This is a genomic window from Hafnia alvei (assembly GCF_900095695.1).
In the GTDB taxonomy this organism is placed as follows: Bacteria; Pseudomonadota; Gammaproteobacteria; order Enterobacterales; family Enterobacteriaceae; genus Hafnia; species Hafnia alvei_B.
On record NZ_FMIQ01000069.1, the window covers coordinates 1 to 25,476 of the forward strand.

At 48.5% G+C, this 25,476-nt stretch carries 21 protein-coding genes, 1 tRNA gene, 1 pseudogene and 1 CRISPR repeat array; of the genes and pseudogenes, 10 read left to right on the plus strand and 13 right to left on the minus strand.

Annotation, left to right across the window (positions count from 1 at the left end; all coding sequences use genetic code 11):
• The first annotated feature begins 127 nt into the window (after nucleotides 1-127).
• The 4 genes from BN1044_RS18835 (at nucleotide 128) to BN1044_RS18850 (ending at nucleotide 4,575) form a co-directional block, all read left to right on the plus strand.
• Nucleotides 128-781, plus strand: a complete 654-nt coding sequence (locus BN1044_RS18835) for a DUF1120 domain-containing protein (RefSeq protein WP_072309967.1) — start codon at nucleotides 128-130, stop codon at nucleotides 779-781.
• 99 nt (nucleotides 782-880) lie between these two features.
• Nucleotides 881-3,367: a fimbria/pilus outer membrane usher protein gene (locus tag BN1044_RS18840; protein WP_072309968.1), complete on the plus strand. Its 2,487-nt coding sequence runs from the start codon at nucleotides 881-883 to the stop codon at nucleotides 3,365-3,367.
• The gene (locus BN1044_RS18845; protein ID WP_139130978.1) at nucleotides 3,357-3,896 is read left to right on the plus strand and encodes a DUF1120 domain-containing protein; all 540 of its coding nucleotides are present in this window, start codon (nucleotides 3,357-3,359) and stop codon (nucleotides 3,894-3,896) included. The genes BN1044_RS18840 and BN1044_RS18845 overlap by 11 nt, the downstream gene beginning before the upstream one ends.
• The gene (locus BN1044_RS18850; RefSeq protein WP_072309970.1) at nucleotides 3,889-4,575 is read left to right on the plus strand and encodes a DUF1120 domain-containing protein; all 687 of its coding nucleotides are present in this window, start codon (nucleotides 3,889-3,891) and stop codon (nucleotides 4,573-4,575) included. The genes BN1044_RS18845 and BN1044_RS18850 overlap by 8 nt, the downstream gene beginning before the upstream one ends.
• Before the next feature lie 68 nt (nucleotides 4,576-4,643).
• Here the strand turns inward: BN1044_RS18850 and BN1044_RS18855 are convergent.
• The 3 genes from BN1044_RS18855 to BN1044_RS18865 all read right to left on the minus strand — a co-directional run bounded on the left by BN1044_RS18855 (nucleotide 4,644) and on the right by BN1044_RS18865 (nucleotide 6,837).
• Nucleotides 4,644-4,720, minus strand: a tRNA-Pro gene (locus BN1044_RS18855).
• Nucleotides 4,721-4,795: 75 nt separating this feature from the next.
• The gene (gene yejM / locus BN1044_RS18860) at nucleotides 4,796-6,580 is read right to left on the minus strand and encodes an LPS biosynthesis-modulating metalloenzyme YejM (protein ID WP_072309971.1); all 1,785 of its coding nucleotides are present in this window, start codon (nucleotides 6,578-6,580) and stop codon (nucleotides 4,796-4,798) included.
• A 29-nt stretch (nucleotides 6,581-6,609) separates the two neighbouring features.
• Nucleotides 6,610-6,837, minus strand: coding sequence for a YejL family protein (locus BN1044_RS18865; RefSeq protein WP_025798093.1), 228 nt, complete (start codon nucleotides 6,835-6,837; stop codon nucleotides 6,610-6,612).
• Nucleotides 6,838-7,044: 207 nt separating this feature from the next.
• Here BN1044_RS18865 and yejK point away from each other — a divergent pair, with 207 nt between their 5' ends.
• A complete protein-coding gene (gene yejK, locus BN1044_RS18870) occupies nucleotides 7,045-8,052 on the plus strand; it encodes a nucleoid-associated protein YejK (RefSeq protein WP_072309972.1) in 1,008 nt (335 codons plus the stop codon).
• Nucleotides 8,053-8,160: 108 nt separating this feature from the next.
• On the opposite strand, the gene rplY is transcribed toward yejK, so the two are convergent.
• The 3 genes from rplY to BN1044_RS18885 form a co-directional block, all read right to left on the minus strand.
• The gene (gene rplY, locus BN1044_RS18875) at nucleotides 8,161-8,445 is read right to left on the minus strand and encodes a 50S ribosomal protein L25 (RefSeq protein WP_004089547.1); all 285 of its coding nucleotides are present in this window, start codon (nucleotides 8,443-8,445) and stop codon (nucleotides 8,161-8,163) included.
• A 146-nt stretch (nucleotides 8,446-8,591) separates the two neighbouring features.
• Entirely contained in the window at nucleotides 8,592-10,352 is a 1,761-nt protein-coding gene (locus tag BN1044_RS18880) for a DNA repair helicase RadD (protein WP_072309973.1), read from the minus strand.
• A gap of 34 nt (nucleotides 10,353-10,386) precedes the next feature.
• Nucleotides 10,387-10,626 carry a YecH family metal-binding protein gene (locus BN1044_RS18885; RefSeq protein ID WP_072309974.1) on the minus strand — a complete coding sequence of 80 codons (240 nt, stop codon included), beginning with the start codon at nucleotides 10,624-10,626 and terminating at the stop codon, nucleotides 10,387-10,389.
• A gap of 312 nt (nucleotides 10,627-10,938) precedes the next feature.
• Here BN1044_RS18885 and rsuA point away from each other — a divergent pair, with 312 nt between their 5' ends.
• Both rsuA and BN1044_RS18895 read left to right on the plus strand, forming a co-directional pair.
• Nucleotides 10,939-11,661 (plus strand): 16S rRNA pseudouridine(516) synthase RsuA, encoded by a 723-nt coding sequence (gene rsuA, locus BN1044_RS18890; protein ID WP_072309975.1) that lies wholly within the window; start codon nucleotides 10,939-10,941, stop codon nucleotides 11,659-11,661.
• A gap of 109 nt (nucleotides 11,662-11,770) precedes the next feature.
• Nucleotides 11,771-12,982, plus strand: coding sequence for a Bcr/CflA family multidrug efflux MFS transporter (locus BN1044_RS18895; protein ID WP_072309976.1), 1,212 nt, complete (start codon nucleotides 11,771-11,773; stop codon nucleotides 12,980-12,982).
• Between the two features lie 108 nt (nucleotides 12,983-13,090).
• On the opposite strand, the gene BN1044_RS18900 is transcribed toward BN1044_RS18895, so the two are convergent.
• A complete protein-coding gene (locus BN1044_RS18900; RefSeq protein ID WP_072309977.1) occupies nucleotides 13,091-13,414 on the minus strand; it encodes a hypothetical protein in 324 nt (107 codons plus the stop codon).
• A gap of 489 nt (nucleotides 13,415-13,903) precedes the next feature.
• Nucleotides 13,904-14,231: a CRISPR direct-repeat array (repeat unit 28 nt; unit sequence GTTCACTGCCGTACAGGCAGCTTAGAAA).
• A 126-nt stretch (nucleotides 14,232-14,357) separates the two neighbouring features.
• Here BN1044_RS18900 and BN1044_RS18905 point away from each other — a divergent pair.
• Together BN1044_RS18905 and BN1044_RS18910 are read left to right on the plus strand one after the other, a co-directional pair.
• Entirely contained in the window at nucleotides 14,358-14,810 is a 453-nt protein-coding gene (locus tag BN1044_RS18905) for a DUF3828 domain-containing protein (protein WP_072309978.1), read from the plus strand.
• A gap of 668 nt (nucleotides 14,811-15,478) precedes the next feature.
• Nucleotides 15,479-15,874 (plus strand): annotated as a pseudogene (locus BN1044_RS18910) (YejG family protein).
• 70 nt (nucleotides 15,875-15,944) lie between these two features.
• Here the strand turns inward: BN1044_RS18910 and yejF are convergent.
• The 6 genes from yejF to BN1044_RS18940 form a co-directional block, all read right to left on the minus strand.
• Nucleotides 15,945-17,564 carry a microcin C ABC transporter ATP-binding protein YejF gene (yejF, locus tag BN1044_RS18915; RefSeq protein ID WP_072309979.1) on the minus strand — a complete coding sequence of 540 codons (1,620 nt, stop codon included), beginning with the start codon at nucleotides 17,562-17,564 and terminating at the stop codon, nucleotides 15,945-15,947.
• 1 nt (nucleotide 17,565) lies between these two features.
• Nucleotides 17,566-18,588: an ABC transporter permease gene (locus BN1044_RS18920; RefSeq protein ID WP_072309980.1), complete on the minus strand. Its 1,023-nt coding sequence runs from the start codon at nucleotides 18,586-18,588 to the stop codon at nucleotides 17,566-17,568.
• The gene (locus BN1044_RS18925; protein ID WP_072309981.1) at nucleotides 18,588-19,685 is read right to left on the minus strand and encodes a microcin C ABC transporter permease YejB; all 1,098 of its coding nucleotides are present in this window, start codon (nucleotides 19,683-19,685) and stop codon (nucleotides 18,588-18,590) included. Before BN1044_RS18925 ends, BN1044_RS18920 begins: the two co-directional genes overlap by 1 nt.
• Nucleotides 19,686-19,696: 11 nt before the next feature.
• On the minus strand, nucleotides 19,697-21,523 hold the full coding sequence (locus tag BN1044_RS18930) for an extracellular solute-binding protein (RefSeq protein WP_072309982.1): 1,827 nt from the start codon (nucleotides 21,521-21,523) through the stop codon (nucleotides 19,697-19,699).
• Nucleotides 21,524-21,753: 230 nt separating this feature from the next.
• Nucleotides 21,754-23,346, minus strand: coding sequence for a cyclic di-GMP phosphodiesterase (locus BN1044_RS18935; RefSeq protein ID WP_072309983.1), 1,593 nt, complete (start codon nucleotides 23,344-23,346; stop codon nucleotides 21,754-21,756).
• A 296-nt stretch (nucleotides 23,347-23,642) separates the two neighbouring features.
• Nucleotides 23,643-24,278 carry a flavin reductase family protein gene (locus tag BN1044_RS18940; RefSeq protein WP_072309984.1) on the minus strand — a complete coding sequence of 212 codons (636 nt, stop codon included), beginning with the start codon at nucleotides 24,276-24,278 and terminating at the stop codon, nucleotides 23,643-23,645.
• A gap of 239 nt (nucleotides 24,279-24,517) precedes the next feature.
• On the opposite strand from BN1044_RS18940, the gene rlmF reads away from it, so the two are divergent.
• Entirely contained in the window at nucleotides 24,518-25,465 is a 948-nt protein-coding gene (rlmF, locus tag BN1044_RS18945; protein ID WP_072309985.1) for a 23S rRNA (adenine(1618)-N(6))-methyltransferase RlmF, read from the plus strand.
• The last annotated feature ends 11 nt before the right edge of the window (nucleotides 25,466-25,476 follow it).

Genomic DNA, 25,476 nt, shown 5'->3' on the forward strand with positions numbered 1-25,476 from the left:
CAGTATTATCTCTAATAAATAGTTAAGGATTACTATGAAATTTTTACGTCTAAAAGATAACGGCTTAGCATGGACACTATAGCCTTCATTATGCTCTGCTATTTCACCTGCATTTGCTGCTGTAGCAGTGAATGATACTACCGAGCTGAAGGTCACTGGTACCGTGAGCCCAGCGAGTTGCAACCTAGTTTTAGGTACTGGAGCGGGAGCTGCAGGGGAGGTTGCTTATGGGAATATTAATGCTGGAATGGCTCCGGCTTTGTCGGGAAGTTATCAGCTGCTCGATGAAAAAATGCTGTTCGACGCGGTTACCATTAACTGTGAAGGTGAGACAATAATCGGTGTTTCCACCACAGACGACCGTTCTTCATCGGTAACAGCGTCAACAGCGCCGGTGCCAACCTATAACAATGATGGTAGCGAATTTGGCAATGCTACCCACTTTTTGGGGCTAGGGACTGATAATAAAGGTAACACTATCGGGCAATACAGCGGAACTTTCACTGGCCTTAAAGTTGATGGAGTTTCTGCAAATTTCTCAAAATGTATTTCTGAAAATAATCTCACAGGGGCTACTACTGAACAGGGCGGCGCATTAGTCGTTAATAACTGTCTTGCAGGACAAACACACTTAGTTATGGATAAAAATAACAAGGCGTTGTCAGGCACTGATTTTACATGGGACTATGTCGTTAGACCTTTAGTTAAATCAGCAAAAGATTTAGACCCGGCTGGGTTCAAGCTTGACGGCTCAATTACTGTGCAAGTTGATTATCTTTAATCGATAATAACTATCTCTTTCTGATGCAAGCGAATGGCTAAGGTGCGGGCAGTTATTTAATTTCTTTATTCTAATTGACTCTATTTATAACGGTTTTTTATGACTGCGTGCACCTTTTTTTATATAAAAAAATATATTGATAAGATTGTATTTCTATTACCCTTTAGCTTAATTTCTTTTTCTCTGTATGCGGCTAATGACACAGTAGACTTTGATCTTTCAACATTGGAGGCTAGAGGATTATCAACAACGCTTAATGATTATTTTAGAGCAGGTAAAAAGTTCTCGCCTGGCATAACTAAAATAACACCTGTTATTAATGGTGTGGAGAAAAGACCGCTATCAGTCAATTTTGATGATAGAGGTGAACTCTGTTTGCATAACGAGGATTTAATAACGCTTGGAATTAAGTTAATTAAATCAGAACCAGACCAATGCATTGAATTAAAATCGTACTATGCGCAAATGGAGCTAAAACTTGACCCAGGCCAGAGTAAGGTTGAGTTTATTTTACCCTCTGATGCTATCGAAGATTCAAATAATCTTGATATAAGCCAATATACCGCGGGTGGTATCGGAGGGGTGCTTAATTATGATGTTCTGATGATGAAAAATAACAGTAAGAAATCGGATTCAGACACCTATAGCGGGAACGATAAAAGTTCTTCAAACAGTAATAACATTAATACATTTCAAAGTAACACTGAAGAAGGCTTTAATATAAACGATTGGATAATCCGTAGTCGCCAATCATATAGCAGCAGCGGTGACACGCGAAGCTTTGATCAGCTTTATACTTATGCACAAAGAACGTTGCCGAATTATAAAACGGTGATGCAGACAGGAAAGATTAGCGTTGCTAACTCGCTATTTGCTATGCCTCAAGTTTTTGGGATCCAGTTTTCTCCTGAAAGCGCATTGATGAGCAGCAAGCAAAGCGGAGCCACAGTCAGTGGTATTGCGCAAACGCAGGCGCGAATTGAAGTGCGTCAGTCGGGTGTATTAATTTACTCAACTCAAGTTCCCGCAGGCGCTTTTACGCTAAATCGATTACCAACAATAAACAATACAGCAGACCTTAACGTTAATGTCGTTGAACAAGATGGTGCTACGCGTAGCTTTATCGTTCCAGCATCTTCTTTTACTCATGGCTATAGTCAGCAGGAAACCAGTTATTCATTTGCTATTGGCAAGATTGATCAGAGCACTAATGACAATATAGGCTCGAACGATTTAACCACATTCAACGTGTCTACGCCTTGGGGGACACGTTCTATGGTGAGCAGCGGTGCATTGGTGGCTCAAAAATATCAAAGCATCGCAGCTCAATTGAGTACAGGTTTGGCAAGTGGTCTTAGCCTTAGTGGAAGATCGATTTTGTCTAGCGATGCCCGTAGTCAGACAAAAGGTATGCAAAATAATCTGTCGGTCAGTATGCCACTGGCTGACAGTTTGAATGTTAACGGCTCGGTGACGATGCAGGATATTGGTTACCGCGATCTAACTGACGGGGGACCAAGAGCCGACGAAGACGATGCTGACTACATTAATACCCGCTATAAATCTCAATATAGCCTTGGGGTGGGATATTCGTTTGAGGATTTAGGCGCATTTAACCTGTCTTGGTCACGAGTTTCTATGTTTTCGTCAGAAGAAGTCACCAGCCGTATGACCGCGGGTTGGTCAAAAACGTTTAGCAACGGCATGTCTGTTTCAATGAATGCTGAGCGAGATAGCGGTAATGATGGCAACTCAATGTTTTATATGAATATGAGTATTCCATTTGGTTCTGTGCGTGTTGGTACCAGCATGTCACGCGTGGGGAATAACAGTACTCGGGGAGTCACATTAGATCAGACGATCAACGATCGGTTGAGTTATTCATTGGCTGCCAATAAGAGTAGCGATAGCGATAGCGATAGCGATGTAGGTGCTTTTAGTGCCAATGTCCGCGCGCTACCAAACTACTCTCAGCTTAGCTTAGGCTACTCGCGTTATGGCTCAGAAAACAGCACATATACCGTAGGTGCTTCCGGCGGGATAGTGGCGACCAAGCAAGGCGTGTTTTTCTCACCTTATCCTTTGCAGGACACCTACGCAGTCGTTCAAATTCCAGGTATCAGCGGCGGTGAAATTCAAACACCGCAGGGGCCAGTTTGGAGTAACAGCCAAGGGTATGCGGTGTCTTCAGGTATGAGTGCCTATGGTGAATCCCGCTTGGTTCTAAATACGAAAAGCTTACCGAAAAATGTGGACGTGAATAATGGCATTCAGGTTGCTCATGTTGCCCGTGGTTCTGTAACGAATTATACCTTTGGCACCATTGTTAGCCGACGTGCGCTGATCCGCATACATTTAGCGGATGGAAAGCTGGCTGAGAGAGGGGCTCTGATCTATGACGCCCATGATAACTACATCACAACAGTGGCGAGTGACGGAACTGTATTTCTGATTGATAGCCAGCTAGAGCAGAAATTAGTGCTTCAAACGGCTTCTGGTGAACGGTGTCAGGTGCATTTTAAACTTAATGAAGAGCCTGAAGCGGATAAATTGTATGAGAGTTATGATGCCCAGTGTGAAATTTAACCTTTTGATTTTTTGTGCAATGCTTCTATCTATTAACGTTAGAGCCAGTGATTGCAATCTCAATGTCAGCCAGCCGCATACTCATTTTGGTACCTTCAACCGAGGAACATTGTCTCAATCAAACGGCGGTGGGCAAGCCAATGTTATTGGCCGTAAAACCGCAACAGTAACGATAGTTTGTCCGCGGCCAGAACGTATCACGTTGTACTATCGAGCCGCCGCAAGTAGCGGAGGCAAGAGCTATTTGCTAGGTGATATTGCCAATCTATCGTTGATAGTTAGCGATGCTCAAGCCGATGGTAAATCAGTTGCGCTAACGTATAAACAAGGCGGAGGTGTTGCTACTTCAGATAACGTAAAAGAGCTGCCTTTGCTACCTGATATCGGTATGACCCCTAACATTGATGAGCCAGTAACAACACTGGTGATGCAGATAACATCGATTGCCACAGTTAACAATAATAATGTCAGTATCAAAGAATATAAAAGGCTGACTAGCAATGGCTCGTTGGAGGTGGTGAGTGAATAAACTAGCAGTGAATAAACTAGCGTTGTTAAGCTCTGTGATTTTAGCAGGTACGAGTATGCCTACTTTTGCGTTGTCACAGGTGCAACTGTCGTTTACTGCAGAGGCAGAACCGCCACCGTGTCATATTTTGCAGTCGCCCACTACGTTGGATTTTGGAAATATTAACTGTAATCAGCTCGCAGCGAAAACCGCGACACAGCTTCCTGTAAAGTCGTTTGCGGGGGGGATCACAGTTCAATGCGAATCAGCCACGAGCATTGGTCTTCGTGCGGTTGATAATAGCGGCGGTAGCACGTTATCAATCGGCAATTTGAGCTGGAGTTCTCCGAGCGTGAACGTTACGCCCACTCAGACCGATCAACGTTTTGGTTTGGGGATGACGTCTGCGGGGAAACCGATCGGCGTATGGAATGTATTGTTTCATTCGGCGCAGGTTGATGGTGTTCCGGCCCAGATAGGAATTGCTAATAATGGCGTGCTGGATTTAAACGACACTGTGCCTACGATGCGCAACAACGGCAAAGCCAGCAGTTGGGTACAAAATAGTGCGTTTGCGCTAGGAGAGTTATTTACCGTACAGGCTGATGCTGCCGTTGCGCTTGCACCGTTGGAAGACTTGCCGTCTGGTTCTAAGATCAGTTTTGCCGGTTCGGCAACGTTAGAAATTATCTATCTGTGATCGTGGGTTATTCATGCAAACATAAAAAAACCAACCTATAACAGGTTGGCTTTCTTGTTTGGGTTCTTTGGTCGGCACGGAGAGATTTGAACTCTCGACCCTCGCCACCCCATGACGATGCGCTACCAGGCTGCGCTACGTGCCGAACAGCTTTTATAGTACTTAAAAGCTAACGATTTTCAAGAGCATGGCGTTACGATTGTGTACGCTTTAGCCAATTTTAATTGGCGATAAACCGCTTCACATCCGTCAGAACTTGCAGCAGCAAGGCCAGCTGTGGTTTTTCGCCCTTCATCTCTTCATTGTCAGCGTCATAGGTACGATAGTGACCATTTTTATCTAGAATCACGGTTTCTTTCGGCGTGACGATCACTAATTCGTTGCTATCACCTAACGCCAGCCAGTTATGTTTACGCGTTGGTGCAAACAGGTCTTCACCCTGCGTATAGTCTACCGCTCGGGTATCCACGTGAAGCAAGCGCTGCATCAGCGTTGCCATCACATCTTCGTGGCTGGTGAGCTTATTGATGGTTTGCGCTGGCGTTCCAGGCCAATGAATAATCAATGGCACCTGAAGCTGATAACGGCTGTAGTTGGTGCCGAAGCCCCAATCACCTTTGCCGCTGTCGTTGAATTCAATACCGTGGCTAGCGGTAATGACTACGACGGTTTTATCCAGTTCGCCACGTTGTTTTAGCGTATCAAGTATTGCGGCGATCTGCCCATCAACACCGACGGCCGCTTGTTGGTATTTCTCCATGAAATCTTCGGGTTTATGCCCAGAAGCATCCGCTAGAGCGCTGCGGGTGCCGTTAAGATTCACGTACGAGAACCACGGTGACTGTGTCGTTTGGGTTGATAGCCACTGTTGCCACTGTTTGGTGGTGGCAGCGTCGCTTTGACGAATTGGTGCCGGCAGTGAGAAATCGGTCAATAGTGCCTGACGGTAGAGTGGGGCGCTAAAACCATCAGAGGAGAATAGGCCAAACTGGTAGTTTTGCTGGCTGAGCGCGCTGATTAACGCTGATGGTTTACGGCCTGCCAGAATACCTTCGAGATAAGACGGCGAGATGCCATAGAACAGCCCGAAGAGTCCGTTATCCAAATTGTTTCCCGAGCTGTAGTGCTGGGTAAACTCGAGATTATCGTTACCAAAGGCAGCCAGCTGAGGTAAGTCCTGTTTGAGATCGTCGGCACGCAGGCCATCTACCGCAATCACCAGCAGATTATAGCCCGCGCCTTTATCGGCAAAGCTCAGCTTATTGAGCGGATATTCAACGGATACGGCTTCTGGGCTGCCCGTTTGTGTCAGCTTATTCTGGAATTCTTGAGCATCCAATAAACCATGTTTTTCCAAGAAACGTCGCGCTGTCATTGGATATGAAAGCGGAAGATTAGAGCGCTGCATGGTAATTGGGCGATAGAAATTAGCATCGGCCCAGATGTAGATCAGATGCGATGCGAAAAATGCGGTGATAAACAATCCGGCTAGCGGTTTGCCAAATTTCTGCCGGTTGAGGCTACGAAGCTTTTGCCAGCTCCAGGTGCCAAACAGCATTTCGACGAGGAAAATAACGGGCACACAGATAAACATTAGCTGCCAATCGCGCGCCAGCTCACCTTGATCGGGGTTAACCACCAGCTCCCACACCACCGGATTGAGATGGAGATGGAAACGGGTGAAAACTTCAGCGTCAACCAGCAGTAGCGTTAGCCCCGCGGTGGCTAGCGCGGCGGAAAGAAAGCGCAGTAATCGCTGCGACATCACCACAAACGTGAGTGGGAAGATGATCAGCAGATAGGCAGCAAAGCCAATAAAGCTAAAGTGCCCTAACCAGCTGATCATCGCATAGACACGACCAAACAATGAGGATGGCCAATCGGCGACAAACAGATAACGGCTGCCCAAAAGCAGACCGAGCAAAATATTAAACAGAGCGAACCAATGCCCCCAGCTGATCATCTGGGAAACTTTTTCACGGTATCGCTGACGGTTTGTCACCATAAAAGTATGTCTATACGTCCGAGCAAAAATTAATGGGCTTTATCTTCCCGAATCGAAGCCTGTAAGGCTTCAGCAAAAGAGCGCGCAATAGCACGGCGCTGAGCGGGTGCGATGCTGGTGTTAATCAGATTCGTGACCATATTGCCCAAAACCATCAAAGAAAGATCGTTTGGCGTGTGGTGCGATTCCAGTACGTTGGCCAGCTCACTGAGCAGTTGTTCAACGTGTTCGTCACTATAACGGGATGATTGTGGCATAGAATTAAGCTTCTCAGACTGACAAAGTGCCATATCTTACCGTATAGGCGCGTGATTTTCCGCTCTTTTATACGTTTGTTGCGTTATTGATTATACCTTAGCTCTCACCATTGAATTCATCAATATGCGATGGCCGCTTGCGAGCGGGTATCAACAGTGTTTGAATACGCCATCAAATGTGTCCGAGGCGAAAGGGGAGAAGAAAAAATGAGTCTGGATCTCGAACAGATTGCGTTGCATCAGTTGGTTAAACGCGACGAACAACAGCTAGATGTGGTGCTGCGTGACTCTTTGCTGGCAAAAAATACCGCAGTAGAAGAGATGATGGCCGAGCTGCACCGTGTGTATAGCGCCAAAAGTAAAGCCTATGGCACCTTCTCCGCAGAGAGCGAGCTGGCAGAGGCATTACGTAACTATCGCCGTGGCAACGAAGATTTTCTAGCGTTCAGCCGCGCCGCAACCGGCCGTCTGCGTGACGAGCTGGCAAAATACCCATTTGCCGACGGTGGCGTGGTGTTGTTCTGCCAATATCGCTATCTGGCGGTAGAATATTTGCTGATTGCGGTGCTGAACAGCTGTAGCAGCATGCGTGTTAATGAAGAGTTAGATATCAGCAGCACCCACTATTTGGACATTATGCGTGCCGATATTGTGGCACGTGTCGATCTGACCGAGTGGGAAACTAATCCTGAATCTCACCGCTACTTAACCTTCCTGAAAGGCCGAGTCGGGCGAAAAGTCTCTGACTTCTTTATGGACTTCTTGGCAGCCAGCGAAGGTTTAGACACTAAAGCGCAAAACCGTGGCCTGTTACAAGCGGTCGATGATTATTGCGCCGAAGCCCAGCTCGATAAGAACGAGCGTCAGGCCTATCGCCAGCAGGTATATAGCTACTGTAATGGACAATTGCAGGCCGGTGAAGAAATTGAGCTGGAAGCGTTAGCGAAAGAAATCCCCGCCGTGGGCGAGAAAGACTTCCAACAGTTTACCGCCGAGCAGGGCTATGATTTGGAAGAGAGTTTCCCTGCCGATCGCAGCACGCTGCGTCAGCTCACCAAAATGGCGGGCAGCGGCGGCGGTTTGACGATTAATTTTGATGCCATGCTGCTGGGCGAACGCATTTTTTGGGATCCGGCGACGGACACGCTCACCATTAAAGGCACTCCGCCGAATCTGCGCGACCAGCTACAGCGTCGGAGCGGTGGCGGAAATTAATCTTTCCCGCTGCATTTAAGACAGAAAAATAAGACAAAAAAAACGCCGCAATTGCGGCGTTTTCTATTTCAAAACGTTTTATTCAAACAAACGTGATTCAGTCGGCGATTAAGCGCGAACGAAGTCAACGTGAGTCAGTTTACGTTTGAACGGGTGACGCTGAACAGCTTGAACCTTAACTTTGGTTTCTTTGCCGTCGATCATCAGAGCGATTACTTGTTCGTAAAAGCCTTCTTTCTCTTGCATGTTCCAAGTAGTGTCGTGATCGATTTCTACGGCTACTGGCTCTTGGTTTCCGCCATAAACGATAGCAGGGAACTTACCAGAAGTACGCAGGCGGCGGCTCGCACCCTTACCCTGCTCTTTACGTGCAGTTGCTTCAATAGTGAACATAATTGTATCTCTATATAAAATTTAGACCTGTTACAGGCGACCCAGCAACAGGCAGGAGATTCTGCTTTTAATAGTAAAAGCGGGCGGCATTCTAACGAAATACAGGGCTTACGGCAAATATATCTGCCCAGTCATTGTGGTAACGCCTAACCGCTAAGAGGATCCGCTTTGCGATAGCGGCCTTGATAATCGAAAACTTTTTGTCTGATCTGCCAAAACCGGCCTTTCATTCGGGCGACAACAAAATCGGGATAACGCAGTTTATCTTGCTGCGCCACGATGTCCGCCGCCTTTTTCCAAACCAGCTCAATGCCGGGCGCGCGCTGGTGCGGGCGCAGGAATAGCTGCATAAATGCGGTGCGCTGGGCGGGGGTATTAAGACGAAAACGCTCGCTCACGTCAGCGCCGTCTTCGTCGTAATAGGTGATCGACAGCCATTCGCCTTTATCATCTTCGCCATGCTGAAGCCGCATACCGCCGCAGCGCAGCACCAAGGCGTCTTTAAGTTTCAGCGCTTCTTTCAGCATGTCGTCGGGATCGACGAGTACTTGATTGCATTGATGGCAGCGGCGTGCCGCAATATCATTTTCCGCGCCACAGTGCGGGCAGGTTTTAAAGCGGAAGCGATAGTCACACTGCTCGCGCCCGCCTTCATCGTCTTCTAGCCAGCCCTGACAGCGGCGGCCATAGTGTTCGATAATATCGCCATTTTCCGTGGTCTTACCCCAGAACGTGTTGGCAAAGCCGCAGCCAGGACAAAATACCTGCACCGGTTGGCTGTCGCTGTGCGGTTTGGTGGTGCCGACTTCAGGGGTAAACAGATCGTGTGGATTACCCGCGTAATCGAGGATTAAGCAATCCGTTTTCCCCGGCGATAGGCGCAGGCCGCGGCCAACAATTTGCTGATACAGGCTGATGGACTCGGTGGGACGCAAAATGGCAATCAGATCGACATGCGGCGCATCAAATCCGGTAGTGAGCACGGCAACGTTCACCAGATACAACAATTCTTGGCGCTTAAAAGCATTAATAATGGCGTCACGTTCGTCGCCCGGCGTTTCGGCGCTGACCAGTGCAGCCTGTTCCGGTGGCAGCAAACCGTGAATTTCGCGCGCGTGCTCAACGGTGGAGGCGAAAATCATCACGCCTTTACGCGTGCTGGCGAACTCCATGATTTGGCTAACAATATGCGGCGTTATGCGCTGTTGATCTTTTAATTCTCGGTTGAGATCGACTTCGCGAAATAGCCCGTTGCTGCTCGGTTCTAATCGGCTGAAATCGTATTGCACTACCGGCATGTCCAATCTTTCCGGCGGCATCAGAAATTGGTTTTTAATCATGTAGCGCAGCGGTAATTCGTAAATACAATCACGAAACAGGCTGTTGCAATCGCCGCGCGTGATGCCGTGATAGTGATACTGATATATCCAGCCTTTGCCAAGACGATAGGGGGTTGCCGTTAATCCTAATAAACGCAGCTTCGGATTATTATTGCGTAAATGCTGAAGAATTTGCTGATACTGGCTGTCATCGCTGTCGCTGATACGGTGGCATTCATCCACGATCAGCAGCGAAAATTCGCCGTCAAACAACGGAAGGTTACGTGCCACCGACTGCACGCTGCCAAAAACCACTTTTCCGCTGCTCTCTTTTTGCTGTAAACCGGCTGAAAAAATATCGGCCTCTAAACCATAGGCACAGTATTTGCTGTGGTTTTGCGCGACTAACTCTTTGACGTGGGCTAAAACCAGCACGCGGCCGCGCGCGATTTTCGCCAGCTCAGCGATCACCAGGCTTTTTCCCGCTCCGGTGGGCAAGACTATAACCGCAGGCTCTTGGTGTTTTCTAAAATGCGCGATGGTGGCTTCCACCGCCTCACGCTGATAAGGACGAAGTGTAAAGGCCATTAATGTGTCATCAACAATGTCATCAACAATATAATCAGTGCTGGCAGATTTTGCTGCTGTGGGTATTAAAACCACTGTCGCTAGGAATGAATTTGCCGCGAGATGCTAAGAAATCCACCAACTGAGCGGCCGTTAAATCCTGCTGTGAACAGGTATGAAAACGGGCATCGGCGCCAAAACGTTGTTCGATGGTGGCAACTAAACTTTCTGTTGAAAATTGCTCGCCGGACTCAATCATCATGTTTAAAACTTCATGACCGTGAATAGATGGCATATGAGTAATTCCTGTGATTTATATTCGATGAAGGGCGTCATTATACCGCATGATGCCGGAGAGCGTCGTTTGACAATTTAGCCCGCAGGCTAACATATCGCCAAGCAAACAATGCCGCACGTGCTTTGAGCCGAATGGTGTGAATTAAACTACGCTTAAGATAGGCGTGAGGGTGAAGAGTCGCTATAATCCGCGGTTCTTCTTTGGTTTCCAAACGATGCCCGCATATTAAGGCCGTCCTTTATTCAGACAGCCATACTGCGTGCGCACAATGAAACCCTCCGATTCTTATAGAAATACAAAGCAGGTTCCATGCGACTGGACAAGTTTTTATCTCAGCAGTTAGGTATCAGCCGTGCGCTGATCGCCCGAGAACTGCGTGCTAAACGCGTCACTGTAGACGGCGAAGTTGTAAAAAGCGGTGCGCACAAGCTCACCCCAGAACAAGAAGTGGCCTTTGATGGTCAGGTGCTGGAACAGATCCACGGCCCGCGTTATTTCATGCTGCACAAGCCAGAGGGCTATGTGTGCTCCACTGACGATCCCGATCACTCCACGATCCTGTACTTCATTGAAGAACCGTTGGCGGAGAAACTGCATGCGGCAGGGCGTTTGGATCTAGACACCACGGGACTGGTGCTGCTGACCGACGATGGTCAGTGGTCGCACCGCATTACATCGCCAAAACACCAGTGCGATAAAACCTATTTAGTGACGCTGGAACATCCGCTGGCCGACGACACCGCAGAGCAGTTTACTCAGGGCGTGCAGCTGCACGGCGAGAAAGATCTCACCAAGCCAGCAACGCTTGAGCAGCTAGAAGCCAACGTGGTGCGTTTGACGATCAGCGAAGGCCGTTATCATCAGGTAAAACGCATGTTTGCGGCGGTGGGTAACCGCGTGGTGGAACTGCATCGCGAGCGCATTGGCACCATCGTGCTGGATGAAGATTTAGAACCGGGTGAATATCGTCCTCTGACCGAGGAAGAGATTGCCAGCGTAGGTTTGCCTGCTGAACTGTTAGCGAAAGATTAATTACCCGTCATACTTAACGTTGTTTCTGTGCTGGCGGCACGCGTTTGCCGCCGTGGCGCGACGCTAGCTATTTTGGGTATACATTATTTATTAAAAAGGAAGATGCTGCGTGCAGACACCCCGTAGTTCCCATCTTGGGTTGATCCTGATCCTCGGTTTGTTATCAATGTTGATGCCGTTGGCAATCGACATGTATTTGCCGAGTATGCCGGTGATTGCCGAACAATTTGGTGTGCCGAGTGGTGATGTACAGATGACGCTGAGCGCCTACACGCTGGGCTTTGCATTTGGACAAATGCTGTATGGCCCAATGGCTGACAGTATTGGGCGTAAGCCGGTCATTATGTATGGCACGCTGTTCTTCGCCTTGGCAGGCGCTGCGTGCGCCATGGCGCAGTCGGTTGATCAGCTCATTATGATGCGTTTGATCCACGGTTTAGCCGCTGCGGCTGCCAGCGTGGTGATCAATGCGCTGATGCGCGACATGTTCACCAAGGATGATTTTGCACGCATGATGTCGTTTGTGGTGCTGGTGATGACTATTGCGCCGTTGCTTGCACCTATCATGGGTGGGGCGCTGCTGATTTGGTTTAGCTGGCATGCGATTTTCTGGGCGATGGCGGGGGCAGCGCTTTTGGGCACCGTGCTGGTGGCGTTTTTCATCAAAGAAACGCTGCCCAAAGAGAAACGACAAAAGTTTCGCTTACGTACAACGCTGGGTAATTTTGCCTCGCTGTTCCGTCATAAACGCGTGCTGTGCTACATGTTAGCCAGTGGCTTCTCTTTTGCGGGGATGTTCTCCTTCCTCAGCGCGGGGCCATTTGTTTATATCGATCTTAACGGCGTATCGCCGCAGCATTTCGGCTATTACTTTGCGCTGAATATCGTCTTCTTGTTCATTATGACGCTGATTAATAGCCGCAACGTACGCCGATTTGGCGCGATCAACATGCTGCGTTTCGGTCTGTTGGTGCAGTTTGTTATGGGCATTTGGTTGGTTATCACCGCAGCGCTGGGCTTAGGTTTCTGGTCGCTGGTGATTGGCGTTGCCGCTTATGTTGGCTGTATCGCGATGATCACATCAAACGCGATGGCGGTGATCTTGGACGATTTCCCTCATATGGCGGGAACCGCATCCTCGCTGGCAGGAACGCTGCGTTTCAGTCTGGGGGCCGTTGTTGGAACGCTGCTGGCGCTTGCTTCTGCACAAAGCGAATGGCCGATGGTGAGTTCCATGTTCCTGTGCATCTTTGCTGCAATGATGCTGTTCCTGTATGCCTCAAGACCTTCTAAGGCTAGCAATCGTATCGATCCTGCCTAAGTGTTTTGGCTCCCCGCTGATGAAAGCCGGCGGGGAGACTATCAACAATCACTGAGCTAACAATCGATGCACCAACAATCGCCGCACCAACAATTGCCGCATCAACAATCACACGGCTTTATTTTGCATATGCAACAAACGTGTATTTGCTTGTTCGCACAGAGCCAGCAATGCAGGGATCAGATGAGCTGATGCTTTCAGCCAGGCGCTAACCTGCGCCAAACTCTCCTGCGGAATTTGAACGCCATTCTCAAGCGACTCCCCTAAATACGATAACCCCTGACACAAGCCTTCAGCCGACTCTGCGGCAACGCCGCTGAGATCGCAAAGCTGGGTGTCACTCAAATTATCAAAACGGAGATCGGCAATCAGGGCACGAAAAATGGTGATCGAGTCGTCTTGGTGTGCTGCATCATAAATAGATTGAGTCATTTTAAACCTCGAGAGTGACTTAATTAATGACTACCACTGAGACGCTAAACTCGGGTGGCAGCTCAGATAGGGTTAGCGTCACCGACACTCTCGAAATCAGTGCTTCTTGCGAAGCCCCTGCCTGAGCCACCATATTAGGGTGAATCTAAGCGCACTCCATTATTATGGCAAAGTGCTGTCGAGAGATGTATTGCGGAACGCTAATTCCGACTACGGATTTTTCCGTAGCCAGAAAACTATATGCTTGTGATTTCAACAATGAAACGGGCTGGATGCATTTACAGTGAGTTACTGTTAGATATGGAATCAACTTCTCGAAAATTGGGGGGTAAAATGCAAAAAAATCTATTTTTCAGCCAACCCTTTTTTTTCACCTTCCTATAACTCATTGATTTTATATAAGTGTTCATAGGGAAAATAAAAAAAGGTTATGCAGTAAAAAATGAGTTACGGATCTGATTATTCGAAGCTTTATGCGAATATTCTACAGTTCACTGCCGTACAGGCAGCTTAGAAAAAGCCGGAACCGTTCGACGCAAAGACGCTTACGTTCACTGCCGTACAGGCAGCTTAGAAAGTACGGTCATCAGATTTATGCTAATGCTTTAAGTTCACTGCCGTACAGGCAGCTTAGAAACTGTAACCGTTTTTGTGTCGTCGTCTATCGTGGTTCACTGCCGTACAGGCAGCTTAGAAAATCAGTGCTTGACGGTCAGCCACAATTTTTCCGTTCACTGCCGTACAGGCAGCTTAGAAATGACGCCACCGCCGCACGTGTGACCGTCAGCCGTTCACTGCCGTACAGGCAGCTTAGAAAAGTGCTAGAGCCGTTGCCAAAGCTATCGAGGCAGGCTGGATTTAGGGAGGCGAATGGTCAGCGGGAACCTAGTGATGTCGCAGTCATCGAGCTAATACCAGAACATCCACATGGGCATTATTGATTATGAATAATTCATTGATATTACTATTTTTTATTTCTTCTTTTTCTTTTGCTTCAAGCGATATTAACAACGCCACAAAGGTGGCTCTAGAATTCAACCAATGGTATCTGCAACAGATTGAAAAAGATGTCTATCCGCTGCTGGGGAGTGGTAGTCCAGAAATGAATGAATACGTAACCGCTGAGACGTTGAGAAAGCTGCACAAGGCAGTGAATAGCGATGATGAACTCTATGATGCCGACTTTTTTACTCGCTCACAGGACATTGGGACTGACTGGCCGAAAAATGTCACCGTGGTTTCTTCCGATCTCGATCCGGTTTGCCTGAATGTTTATGTTGCTTATGGGAAAGATATGTCTCACACGATCATTGACTGTATGGTTAAAGAGGAAGGGAAGTGGAAAATCCAGTCGGTAGCGCAGCAAGCTATTGTGCCAAGCGAGAATCTCAAATAACCCTGTAGCTACTTTTATTTACTGCCGTTTAGTTTGCTTAGCAGAGCAGCGAACGGCATTACTACATGTTTTTCCATTAATATTCATCCTCGCAAACACCTGTCATACAAATAAAAGCAAACGCTTTCCTAAATTATAAATCCCTGTGAAAACATAACCGTGCTAACTATATTTTTCGTGCGGTTTTGTGGTGAGTTTTTCATTTTGTTAACAGTATTTTTTACGAAAACAGATAGAAACCCTTAAAAACAAAGAAAACATTAAAACTATTAATTATTTAACTATCATTTAATATTGTTTTAAAACAAATGATTAGCTAATTTCTTTGATCGAGATTCAGGGAGTTATTGTATTTCTTATGTAAATTGAAAAATACGACAAAGTAATTAAAATGAAACAAAAATGGTTGTGGTAATAAAGAGAAAAGTATACATATAACCGCAGCAACAGAACTTCCTCCCATCGTGGTATTTCTGAAGAAAAAATGGGGTAGTGCCAGATTGATCGTTGTTTCGGTCGTTTTTACTTCGGTGTTACCGAAATGTAATAAACAGAACCACAATAAAATGACGATTAAGTCATCAAATAGCCTAAATAGTGCGATCTGTGGTTTACGATGTGAGTTTTTTGTGAAAAAATTGTAGCTAGTTTTTAATCAGGGTAAAAATGTGAATAGTTTCCAGCTTTCGATAGTCCACCGGTTGCCTCAAAGCTACCGCTGGTCATCAGGGCTCACCGGCGTACAGGTTGAACCCATTTATTTGGCGAAAACGACTGGCGCTGAGAATACGGACGTTAATAATACTGTTATCGATAATAACGTTATTGATAATAATAGTTTGATTGGCCTAAAACTCCTGAGTGAAGAGGGAGAAGCAGCATGGTAAATCATGAAACGTCTGAATCAGTCTTTACAAGAGATGCAGGTAAACTGCTCTGTCGTTGAGCTTGACGGTGAACCTTGTCTGTTTGTTCATCTTGAAGATGAAAGTGCGGCTATGTGTCGCCTAAAAAACGTCGGTGTGGCCATTGCTGAACCGATTATCGCCCAGTATCCGTTCTGATCGTTGTGAAAGGCGTTTAGGGCAGAATACCGGCACGCCCATCAGGCTGCCGGTGTTTAGGTCAACGTGCCTATTTTTCCAGTACCGGTGTGTCTGCAAACGCAAGCAACTGCCGAGTGTAATCTTGCGCGGGGCGAGCAAAAACCTCGGCGCAATCGCCGTGCTCAATCACTTTTCCATTACGCATGACCATCACCTGATGGCACAGCGAACGTATCACCTGTAGATCGTGGCTGATGAACAAATAGGTGAGCTGATGGCGCTGCTGAAGTGTTTTCAGCAGCGCTAAAATTTGTGCCTGCACCGACCTGTCTAGCGATGATGTGGGTTCATCCAGTATCAGCAAACGCGGCTCAAGAATAAGCGCGCGTGCAATCGCAATGCGCTGACGCTGCCCGCCAGAAAACTCCGTAGGGTAGCGATGCCGCGTTTCAGGATCGAGTCCAACTTCATTCATGGCGTTAATCACGCGCTGTTCGCGCTCCTGCGCGCTGAGCCTCTGATGAACCTGTAACCCCTCGGCAATGATTTGCTGTACGTTTAAACGCGGATTCAGCGCCGAGTACGGGTCTTGGAAAACCACTTGGATCTGGCTGCGATACGGCTGAAGCTGTTTTAAATTCAGCTTATGCAGCGGCGTGCCTTCAAACCAAATCTCACCCTCTGAGGGAAGCAAGCGTAACAACGCCAGCCCGGTCGTGCTTTTACCTGAGCCAGACTCTCCCACTAAGCCTAAACTTTCTCCGCGACGCAAAGTGAAACTAAGCTGATTCACAATGGCGTTATAGCCGATCGTGCGGCGCAGAATGCCCTGCCGAATAGGAAAGCGTACGCTGAGGTCTTTGACTTCCAGCAGCGTCTGCGTGGGCTGTGGGAGCGCAACGGGATCACCTGAGGGAATGGCATCAAGCAGTTGTTTGGTATAGGGGTGCTGCGGAGCGGCAAACAGCGACCGGCATTCTCCAGTTTCCACAATGTTGCCGTTACGCATAACGGCCACGCGATCGGCTAAGCGCTTCACGATGTTGAGATTATGGGTGATAAACAGCATTCCCATATTGAGCTCCTGCTTGAGCTCTGCCAGCAGTTCTAAAATTTGCGCCTGCACGGAAACATCCAGCGCGGTGGTGGGTTCATCGGCAATCAGCAGTTTAGGGCGGGTTAAAATCGCCATCGCGATCATGATGCGCTGACGCTCGCCGCCGGAGAGCTGGTGCGGGTAATCACCAAGACGTTTTTCTGGCGAACGGATCCCAACGCGCTCTAAGCAGCTTAGAATTTCAGCGCGCGCTTGAACTCGGCGCATCCCCCTGTGCAGGGAAAGCACTTCGGCCAGCTGTTTCTCTATGCTGTGTAAGGGATTGAGAGAAACCATGGGCTCTTGAAAAATCATCGCGATTTCATTGCCGCGTATGCTGCGTAAATAGGGTTCTGTAGCGTGCAGCAAAGATTGGCCGTTAAACAGAATATCCCCTTGAGGATATTCGGCTGGGGGCGATGAGAGCAGGCGTAAAATCGACAGCGCGGTCACACTTTTCCCTGAGCCTGATTCCCCAACCAAGGCGAGCGTTTCCCCCGCGTTGATCTCTAGCGAAACGCCGTTGACCACTGGGCGAGTCACTTCACCGCTGCGAAAACAAATATTCAGATCGCAAATGCTGAGCAGTGGATGCTGTGAAAGTTTAGCCATATCAATTCACCTTCGATGGGTCGAAGGCGTCGCGTACCGCCTCGAATATAAAGATCAGCAACGACAGCAAGATGGCCAGCACGGCAAATGCGGTAATGCCAAGCCACGGCGCTTGCAGGTTATTTTTACCTTGTAGCAGTAAACTGCCGAGCGACGGAGAACCGGTGGGCAAACCAAAACCTAAAAAGTCGAGTGAGGTGAGGGTGGTAATGGCGCCGCATAGAATAAACGGCAAAAAAGTCAGCGTTGCGACCATCGCGTTGGGCAGCATATGGCGCAGCATGATGGTGCGGTCGCCAACGCCCATCGCGCGGGCGGCGCGGATATAATCGAAGTTTCGCGTGCGTAAAAACTCTGCGCGCACCACGCCCACGAGCCCCATCCAGCCAAAAATCACCGTTATCGCCAGCAGCCACCAAAAGTTAGGCTGAACCACGCTCGAGAGCAAAATAATCAGGAATAAGGTGGGCATGCCTGACCAGACTTCGATAAAACGCTGTCCGATAAGGTCGACTTTCCCGCCGTAAAATCCCTGCGTAGCGCCCACGGTAATGCCAATCACGCTAGAAAGCACCGTCAGCATCAGGCCGAATAAAATAGAAACTCTGAGCCCGTATAACACCTGCGCTAAAATATCGTTGCCGTTTTCATTGGTGCCGAGCCAGTGCTGAGCAGACGACGGTGAAGGAAATGGCACCTCGGTGGCGAAATTGATGCTGTTGTAGCTGTAACGGATGGGTGCCCAAATCGCCCAGCCATGTTGCTCAATATTGCTACGGATCAGCGGATCTTGATAATCGGTAGCGGTTTTGAAATCGCCGCCGAACGTGGTTTCAGGATAGTTGACCAAAAATGGCGTGTACCACCGTTGGTCATAGCGCAGCACAAGCGGCTTGTCGTTGGCTATCAGCTCTGAGCCTAAGCTCATGATAAAAACCAGCAGGAAGATCCACATTGACCAATAGCCACGGCGATTGGTTTTAAAACGTTGCCAGCGAGCCTGATTGATTGGATTGAGTTTCATCAGTGGCGAGCCTCGAAGTCAATACGCGGGTCGACCAACGTGTAGGTGATGTCGCTGATGATATTCAGCAGTAATCCCAGCAGGGTAAAGATATACAGCGTACCGAACATCACCGGATAATCACGCTGCAAAATGGCGTCATAGCCTAGCAATCCCAGACCATTAAGCGAAAACATCACTTCGATGAGCAATGAACCGGTGAAGAACATGCTGATGAAGGTGGCGGGAAAGCCCGCGATAACCAGCAGCATGGCGTTACGAAACACATGGCGATAAAGGATCTTTTTCTCATCTAGCCCTTTGGCGCGCGCGGTTACTACGTATTGTTTGCGAACTTCATCCAGAAATGAGTTTTTGGTTAGCATGGTTAAACTGGCGAAACCGCCGATCACGGTGGCGAGCACCGGCAACGTGATATGCCAGAAATAATCAGTAATTTTGTCATACCACGATAGCGAGCTGAAGTTGCTGGAAACTAAGCCGCGCAGCGGGAACCAATCCCAATAGCTACCGCCAGCAAACAGCACAATCAGCATGATGGCAAATAAGAAAGCAGGAATGGCGTAGCCGATGATAATGAGCGTACTGCTCCAGGTATCGAACCGAGAGCCGTTGTGAACGGCTTTGCGAATGCCCAGCGGGATCGACACCAGATAAATGATTAAAGTGCTCCATAGCCCGAGGGAGACCGACACCGGCAGGCTTTGCTTAATCAACGACATCACGGAACCGCCACGGAACAGGCTGTCGCCGAAATCAAAGCGAATGTAGTTCCACAGCATATCGAAGTAGCGCTGGTGGAGCGGCTTGTCGAAGCCGAAGCGCTTTTCGATTTCAGCAATAATCTGAGGATCGAGGCCACGCGCGCCACGATATTGGCCTTCGCCCACGTTGCTGGCGGCAATGCCCGTGTGTGCAGCGCCAATATGCTCAGCGCCGCCGGCACCAAAACCGGCGTTTTGCCCCATTTCGATATTGGCGATGGCCTGATCAACCGGGCCACCGGGCGCAATTTGCACGATAAAAAAATTAATGGTGATGATAGCCCACAGGGTGGGAATAATCAGAAGCAAGCGGCGAATAAGATAAGCGGTCATCAGAACACCTCTTAACGCCGTTGCTGCGGTAGATTCGCCGCACGGTTGATGTCATACCACCATGTATCGAAGCCGAGATCGTATGCCGGGCGCAGAGCCGGCATTGAGAATTTATCCCAGTAGGCGATTCGGTCGTGGTTGGAATACCACATCGGCAGCATGTAGTAATTCCACGTCAGCACGCGGTCTAAGGCGCGTCCTAGCGAGAGTAGGGCGTCTGGCTGACCCTGATGGCTAATGATGTTATCGATCAGGCTATCGACGGCGGGGTCCTGCACGCCCGCGCTGTTCCACGTTGAGCTGATGTAGTCCGAGCGCCAAAGAATTTTCAGCGAAGGATCAGGATAGTTCATGCCGCCGTATACGGTAGGGAACATATCAAAATCACGAGATCGAACGCGGTTGCTGTATTGCGAGGTATCGACTTCACGCAGGTTCATTGTGATACCGAGCTTCTCCAAATTGTGTTTAAACGGCATGACGTATTGGAAATTGCTGCTGCTTGGCAGTAACAGCTCAAAGACAAACGGTTTACCCGTAGTTTTGTTGACCAACTGCTGGTCTTTTATCGTCCAACCCGCATCTTCTAACAGCTTGGTGGCCTTCAGTAGATTGTCGCGGTCGTTGCCGCTACCGTCGGCGGCCGCAGGTTGATAAACCTGATTGAACACTTCCGCCGGAATTTTGCCTTTCAGCGGCGCCAGCCATGCCAGCTCCGCCGAGTCAGGATAGCCGCGCGCGGCATATTGCGTATTTTGGAAGTAGCTGTTGGTTCGCTGATAGGCATCGTAATACAGCGCTTTATTCATCCATTCGAAGTCAAACGCCAATGAAATTGCTTCACGCACTCGCCTATCGCTAAAAATAGGACGTTGAGTATTGAAGGCTAGCCAGCGTGTATCCTGCGCAGACTGGTTGGTTTCGTCGGATTTTACAATGTAGTTTTTGGCAAAGTTTCCACCGGTATACTGCGTCGCCCAGTTTTTTGGCGATGTTTCCATGCGGAAGTCAAAAGCGCCTGCTTTGAAGGCCTCTAAGGCCACTTTGTCGTCCAGATAATAGTCGTAGCGGATGGTGTCGAAGTTATATTGGCCGCGGTTGACCGGCAGATTAGCCGCCCAATAGTTAGTGACCCGCGCGTAGGTGACGAACTGACCGAGGCGATAATCAGAAATACGGTACGGGCCACTGCCGAGCGGCGGCGTATTGAGCGGTTCGGATAGCTTGTGGTTTTTCCAGAAGCTCTCTGGCATCACTTTTAAGCCGCCAATCAGGCTGAGCATCATCTCTTTATCGGGTTTAGGAAGTTCAAAGCGTACGGTTAATCGTGAAATCGCCTTAACTTTTACGCCTTGGTAGTAGATCCGATATTGCGGCACGCCTTCGGTCATAAATTTATTAAAGCTGAACTGGACGTCCTGCGCGGTGATCGGGGAGTTGTCTTGGAAACGCGCGTCGGCGTTAATGTTGACCTCTGCCCAACTGAACTTATCGTCATAGCGTACGGTTTCGCCAATCAGCGGATAGTAGCTGCCAATTTCATCGGCAGAATTGGTAAACAGCGTGTCGTACAGCTGGTTAGCACGTACCGCTGGGTGGCCGCGTGATGCGTAGCTATTGAAATTGTCGTAGGTACCCAGCGCAGAAAGCGTAATATCGCCACCCTTGGGCGCGGCGGGATTCACATAGTCGAAGTGAGTAAAGTCACTGCTGTATTTGGGCTCACCTAAAATAGCAAAAGCGTAGCTTTCGTTAATGACGTCGGCGCGAAGGTTGAAACTGAAGGCGGCCACAATGGGAACCACCGTGCACAAGGTCTTCAGAAGGCGCGAGTACATGAATGTGTTAGCTCCTGCTTAACGCCTAGAAGGCTCTAGACATATATGACATATCAATCAGATCATCAATGGATGCGCGGTGCAGCGATATGTGTGACTACCGCGTTTTACGCCACTGAATGCTCCGCAACCCTGCGGATGTACCAAGAATAGCAATGTTATGCCAAGCAAGGGATAAAAGTTTCAATTCATTGCACTTTTTGTTCGGTTTTCTATGCCAACGAGCTTCTTTAGACCGACTCGCCGTTGACGTGCATTTGAGAACAATCACGCAGTTGATAGTAATCGCGCAGTTGTTCTAACGGAATCGGGCGGCTGAAGAGATAACCCTGTAAATAGTCTACATGGCGCTGGCGTAGGTATTCTGCCTGCTCCTCGGTTTCTATTCCTTCGGCAACGATTTGTAGTTTTAACTTTTGTGCCAGCTCCAGAACCGCATCTAAAACCGGCGCGGTGACGGTTTCTAGGCCGATAGAGTTCACAAAGCCGCGATCTATTTTCAAATAATCAATTTTGTAGCGCTGGAGATAAATCAGCGCACTGTGGCCGGTGCCGAAATCGTCAATGGCCAGCTCAATGCCTGAAGAGTGCAACCAATCGAAAATTTTCTCAGCGCCGCCGTCTTGCACCATGCTGCGTTCGGTAATTTCAAACAACGGTATGAAATGCTCGGTGGGCATCAGATCGAGGAAATGGCGCACGTCGGTTTTAAAACTGTCTAGCGTCATATGCAGAGGAGAAATATTCAGCCCTAACTTGGTACCTTTAGGCACGACATCGATCAGCCGGTGCGCGTCATGAGCCGCCAGTTCCATAATGTGCTGGGTCAAACGAACGATAAGCCCTTCAGATTCGCAATAGGGGATAAACTCATCAGGAGGAACCAACCCGAGTTTAGGGTGTTCCCAGCGCACCAACGCTTCAAATCCTGCCGGTAGCAGAGTCTCTGAGTGGATCACTGGCTGGTAAACAAGGAAAAACTGGCCGCGCTTGATCCCTTGCAAAATGTCGCGATCGAGTCGTCTTTGCTGCGATAGCACATAGAAGGTGATCAGCCACGCAACCATGGCGACGAGCAAGGTGACTAGGCCGAGCAGGCCTAAGTCGCCTGCTGATAAAGGGCTGCCATAAAGGCGGAAGGTAAAGCGGTTCTTTTTGTCCTGCATAATAATGTCGGGATGAGCAGGCAGCGCGCTTTCAGCAACGATTTTGGGCTCAAAGGTGCTGATAGCGCGATCTTTTATGGTTAGCGCGAGGCCCGAAATAGTGCGTTCACGACTAAAAAACAGCATATAGGGCGCGGGATTGATATCCAGCGTCAGCAACACGCCGGTGCGGGTTCCATCACCGATAGAGTGCCAAAATGCAATCACGGGGCGGTCGGGAACCAGCGGCGTTCCCTGCTGTAGCACCATGTCTGAATCACGATTCAGGTCAATCTTGGGATAAATTTTTGATGCCGGTGATGACATGCTATGGGTGACGCTTGAACAAACGGCAATGCCGTCTCGAACCAGAATATAGGCCCGAACACCGCCGCTGAATACGGCTTTGCTGGCTAAGGTATCTACAATACTCTCGCAGTCGAGCGCGGTAAGAGGAAGGAGTGAGACCATCTTTTGGTCTAAATCATCAGCCAAATGTGTGGCGTACATCAGCCCCGTTTTTGCCAATTCATACTGCTGGTTTTGGCGTTGGTGCTGTATGGCATGCCCAGCCAGAATAATGAAAATGATAGCAACCAGAGCCGCAACTAATGTTGATATCAAGATACGTAATGATGCTGAAACGGGCTTTCTGTACAAGGCTGAGGGTAACACCATGCCGCTGTTCCTGGATAAATTCGGGTCCTGAATAATTTTCGGAACACCTGTCGCTATAGATTAGGATTTTTCTAAACAGAAAATATGATATTTCCATTAATAAATACAGGGATATTTCTTTTTGATATGAATAATTCGATTGCGAGGGGATTAATTAAAAATTAAAAATGTATATTTAATGTGAATTATAGTGATGAACAGTAACCCTCGATTTAGCTAACTTGCTGAAGCCAAATATATTTAATATAAAAGGCTTCATATATCTAATTGTGTCTTTTTTAACCGGCTGAAACGTTTTATTTTATTATCGGCCGGAACATATCAAAGCGGTTTTCATCACTGATAGCATAGTAGGCTGATGGACCTCCGGCTCGCAAAATAGGCTTTGCCGCTGCGGTTTGATATACGCCCTGAGCGTCGAGTAGGTTTTCCGCGATATGAATACCAATGACTTCTCCTAATACCAACCATGAATCAAATGGCTGGCCATATTGGTCTTGCAGCTGAATACACTGCGTCAGTTTACACTCAAAGTTCACTGGGCTTTCCGCCACGCGTGCGGCTTTTACCCACTGGCTGGCCAGCATATTCACGCCGGAAAATATAAATTCATCCTCCCCGCGAGGGAGTGCCGCCGAGCTTTGGTTCATGGCTTCCGCCGTTTCCATCGTCGCCAGATTCCAGACAAATTCGCCGGTTTCATTAATGTTTGCCACGCTGTCTTTCCAGCCGCTGCTGGCGAAACCAATCACCGGTGGATGGTAGCTGAAGCAGTTGAAAAAACTGTAGGGAGCCAGATTGTGTTTGCCATCGGCGCTGATTGAGCTAATCCAGCCAATGGGGCGAGGGCCAATAATGGCATTAAGCGGATCGTGGCTTAATCCATGCCCCTGGCGAGGCTGATAGCTGTAATACTCAAAGGGTGAAGACATATGACATCCTTACGCATTGAACAGAGTTAGCAACAGCTTACAGTATAAATAGGTGAAGATTGGTGCTATCGGTGTGGCTGTGTTGGCTCTGCGCCTTAACGCAACGCCAGCCATTTAGGGTATACTCCGGCTAATTTCCCTATTTTATTCCTCTGACCGACGATGCTTGCGGCCGTTAGGCGGCAAAGCGTATAGGGGGAATACACTCATGATGTCTTAACGTTGATCGAAATCGCCGAATGAAAAATCCAAAGAAAAAGAACTTTCCTGCACAGAAAACCAATTTGCATCCCCGTAACCTTCATCGTGAACGTTATGATTTCCCTGCATTATGCGAAACGTCGCCGGAGCTAAAAGCGTTTGTCTCTCGTAATCAATGGGGTGATGACAGCATTGATTTTGCCGAGCCGTTGGCGGTTAAAGCGTTAAACAGTGCATTGCTGAAGCATTTTTATCAGGTTGAACACTGGGATATCCCCGAAGGCTACCTGTGTCCACCGATCCCAGGTCGTGCAGATTATCTGCATTACTTGGCCGATGTGCTGGCGGCAGATCACGGCTACCAGATACCCCGCGGACAGAATGTGTGCATTCTTGATGTTGGCGTTGGCGCAAATTGTATTTATCCACTGATTGGCCAACACGCGTATGGCTGGCGTTTTACCGGTACTGAGGTTGATGCTGTCGCATTAAAATCAGCGGGTGCCGTCATCAAGGCAAATCCAGAAGCCGCAAAAAATATCCGTCTGCGTCAGCAGCAAGACCCCAATAAAATCCTAAAAGGGGCGATTAAGAGCGGCGAGCATTATGCAGCTACGATGTGTAATCCACCGTTCCACCGTTCTGCGGAAGATGCGCTGAGCGGTACCCGCCGTAAACTGACTAACTTGGGTCGTGATGCCAGCGCGCCGGTGCTCAACTTCGGCGGAAAAGCCGGTGAGCTGTGGTGTGAGGGTGGTGAAGTTGCGTTCATTACCAAAATGATCGAAGAGAGCGAATCTTTTGCCAAGCAGGTGGGGTGGTTTACCAGCCTAGTTTCTCGTCAGGAGAACCTGCCCGCAATTTATGAAGCCTTGGAAGAGGTGGAAGCGCTGGACGTTCGCACTATTGAAATGTCACAAGGACAAAAAGTCAGCCGCTTTATCGCATGGACGTTCTTGCCAGAGAACAAGCGTAAAATCCGCTAATTTCCACGCAA